Below are 3,143 nucleotides of genomic sequence, written 5' to 3' on the forward strand. Positions count from 1 at the left end.
AAATGACAAGCGGCGGTCAGCTTTCGCGGAAGGCACGGTTGAAGTAATCGGCCAGCGGCTTGACCAGATAGGCCATGGGGCTGCGCTCTCCGGTCTGGATATACACCTCGACCGGCATGCCGGGCACCAGGGCCAGCGTGCCCAGTTTTTCCAGTTCAATGGCGGGAATGGTCACCTCGGCACGGTAATAGGGCGCCCGCGTCGCCTCGTCGATGAGCGCATCGGCCGAAAGACGGGCCAGCACGCCGTCGATCTCAGGCGTGGTGCGCGACGAAAAGGCCGAGAAACGCAACACGACGGGCTGGCCGGGTTGCACCTCGTCGATGTTGATCGTGGCGACGCGCGCCCCGATCACCAGCGGCCGGTCTTGGGGAATGATGTAAAGCAGCGGGTCGGCCGGCCGGATCACCGAACGGGGCGTGGTGACCTGCATGTTGTAGACAAGGCCCGAAACCGGTGCGCGGATCTCCAGCCGGTCGATCTGTTCGGCCAGGCTGCGGCGCCGTTCGGCCAGTTCCAGCTCCCGGTATCCCAGGTCGCGCAGCTCCGTTTCGGCCGTTTCCCGGCGTTGGGCGGCCAGCTGAAGGCGCTGGATCTGCAGTTCCGTTTGGCGGATCGCAGCCGAGGCACGGCCGGCCTGCAGCGCGCCCAGTTCCCCATCCATGCGGGCGGCCTCGCGTTCCAGCGCCAGAACGCGCGACGCTTGTGCCAGCCCGCGCGCCAGCAGGCTTTTCTGGTCGGTCAGCTCGCGGCCGATCAGTTCGCGCTGCGTGGCAAGCGCGGTCATCTGCGCGTCAATGCCGTTCACCTCGGAATCGATCTGGTCCGACTGCTTGGCCAACTGGTCCAGCGACTGGTGCAGGGTTTCCAACCGGGTCGCGAACAGGCTGGACTGGCCTTCGACCAGATCGGCCAAGGCCTCGGAGCCTTGCGCCGCTTCCACCAGTTCATCGGGAAAGGTGACAGCCTCGGCATCGGCACGCTCGGCCTCCAAGCGGCCGCGGCGGGCCAGGATCTCGAAGTACTGACCTTCGACGATCCGGTGCTCGGTTTGCAGCATGGTGCCGTCCAGCGCCAGCAGAAGATCCCCTGCCGACACCTCGGCCCCGTCCTGCACGGCAATGGTCTGGACCACGCCGCCGTCGGGATGCTGGACGATCTGGCGGTTCTGTTCCACCTCGACCTGTCCAGGCGCGACCACCGCACCCGAGATGCGGGTCTGCGTGGCCCAAGCCGCAAAGCCGCCTACCAAGACGATCACGGCAATCAGTCCCGCCAGGATCGGTCCCTTGACCGGCCAGCGCGTTGCATCCGCAGAAGGCTTCATGCCACGCCGCCTTTCTGGCCCGCGCTTTGCGCCCGTTTAATTTGGGCCGAATTCTGCACCATCTGTTCCAGCACCTTGTCGCGCGGTCCGAAGGCGCGGACCTGGCCCGCCTCCAGCACCAGCAGGTTTTCACATTCGTGAATCGCGGCAGGGCGATGGGCCATGATGATGACCGCGCCGCCCTGCGCCTTGATGCGCCGGATCGCCTGGTTCAGCGCTTCCGAACCTTGGTTGTCCAGATGGGCGTTCGGTTCGTCCAGAACCAGCAGCACCGGGTCGGGATAAAGCGCGCGGGCCAGGCCGATGCGTTGCACCTGCCCGCCCGACAGGCGCCCCGCCGTCTGGCTGAGGCGCGTGTCATAGCCCTGCGGCAGGTCCAGGATCATCTGGTGCGCCGCCGCCCCGGTCGCTGCCCGGACCACGCGGTCGGGGTCCGGGTCGGATGACAGGCGGGCGATGTTTTCGGCAATCGTGCCGTCGAACAGCGTCACCTGCTGGGGCAGATAGCCGATCAACCCGCCCAGCACGTCCGGGTGATACTGATCCAGCGTCGCCCCGCCCAGCCGGACCTGCCCGGCCCCCAAGGGCCAGGCTCCGATCAGCGCGCGGGCCAGCGTGGACTTGCCCGCGCCCGAAGGCCCGATCACGCCAAGTGCCGTCCCTGGCGCCACGCCAAAGCTGACGCCGCGCAGGGTGACCGCGCCTTCGCCCGGGGGGGCAACGGTCAGGTTGCGCACCTCCAGCCGGGCTTCGGGACGGGGAAGGGGAGTGCGCGGCGCTTCGGACGGCTGGCGCGTCAGCAGCGCCGCCAGCCGGTGCCATCCGTCCTGCGCGGCCTGAACGGCAGGCCAGCCGCCGACCAGCTGATCGACCGGCGCCAGCGCCCGCCCCATCAGGATCGAGCTGGCGATCATCGCGCCCGGCGTCAGCTGATGGCGCAGCACCAGCCACGCCCCGGCCGCCAGCATCGCGCTTTGCAGGAACAGGCGGAAGCTGCGGGAAAACACCGTGAACCCGTTCGACACGTCGCCCGCCCGCACCGTGTTGTTCTGCACGTCGACACGTGCGCGGCGCCAGCGCGCAAAGGTCGCCTGCCGCATGCCGAGCGCCCCGATCACCTCGCCCTCGTCGCGGTAAAGGTCGGCCATCCGTTGCGCTTGGGTTCCGGCATGCATCGACTGCTGCAACGGCACGCGCGTCATCACCCGGTTCAGCACCGTTGTTGCGACCAGGATCAGCCCCCCGGCGGTCGCCACCACGCCCAGCACCGGATGAAAGACATACACCGCCCCCAGAAAGAGCGGCACCCATGGCAGGTCGAAGACCGCCAGCATCACCGGCGAGGCGATCAGCCGCTGCACCGAGTCGAGATCGCGCAGGCCTGCCGCGGCGGCGGCCGATTCATTGCCGCGCAGCGCTCCTTCGCGCAGGGCGGCCTGAAAGACCCGCCCCTCCAGCTGGTCCTGGAAACGGGCGGCCACGCGCTGCATGACGCGCCCGCGGATCATGTCCACCATCCCCATCAGCAAAAACAGGAAGATGACCAGCACGAACAGCGCCGTCAGCGTTTCGACCGAGCGCGAGGCCAGAACGCGGTCATAAACCTGCAGCATGAACAGCGGTCCCGTCAGCATCAGCAGGTTCACCACGACGGAAAACAGCCCCACCGCCAGAAACAGCCGCCAGCCGGTGCCGCGCACGGCGCGCAATTCGCGCAACCCTTGGTCCTGACCCATCGTCACGTTGTCACCTGCCCTGCCCACCGATGGGGTTGCCTCGTTGTCGGGACAACCATATCACCCCGGGAAACTGTTAC

The 3,143-nt window shown here is 67.7% G+C and carries 2 protein-coding genes; both read right to left on the minus strand.

Annotated elements, in window-relative coordinates; genetic code table 11:
• Positions 1-16: 16 nt before the first annotated feature.
• Positions 17-1,327 carry an HlyD family type I secretion periplasmic adaptor subunit gene (locus ACLHHB_RS07655; RefSeq protein ID WP_410217679.1) on the minus strand — a complete coding sequence of 437 codons (1,311 nt, stop codon included), beginning with the start codon at positions 1,325-1,327 and terminating at the stop codon, positions 17-19.
• Positions 1,324-3,063 carry a type I secretion system permease/ATPase gene (locus tag ACLHHB_RS07660; RefSeq protein ID WP_410217680.1) on the minus strand — a complete coding sequence of 580 codons (1,740 nt, stop codon included), beginning with the start codon at positions 3,061-3,063 and terminating at the stop codon, positions 1,324-1,326. The genes ACLHHB_RS07655 and ACLHHB_RS07660 overlap by 4 nt, the downstream gene beginning before the upstream one ends.
• Between the last annotated feature and the right edge of the window lie 80 nt (positions 3,064-3,143).

This window comes from Paracoccus sp. (in: a-proteobacteria) (genome assembly GCF_046462195.1).
Taxonomy (GTDB): domain Bacteria; phylum Pseudomonadota; class Alphaproteobacteria; order Rhodobacterales; family Rhodobacteraceae; genus Paracoccus.

Excerpts from the sequence above, each read along its gene's own strand:
- ACLHHB_RS07655 (WP_410217679.1), bottom strand. The coding sequence starts at position 1,327 with ATGAAGCCTTCTGCGGATGCAACGCGCTGGCCGGTCAAGGGACCGATC.
- ACLHHB_RS07660 (WP_410217680.1), bottom strand. The coding sequence starts at position 3,063 with ATGGGTCAGGACCAAGGGTTGCGCGAATTGCGCGCCGTGCGCGGCACC.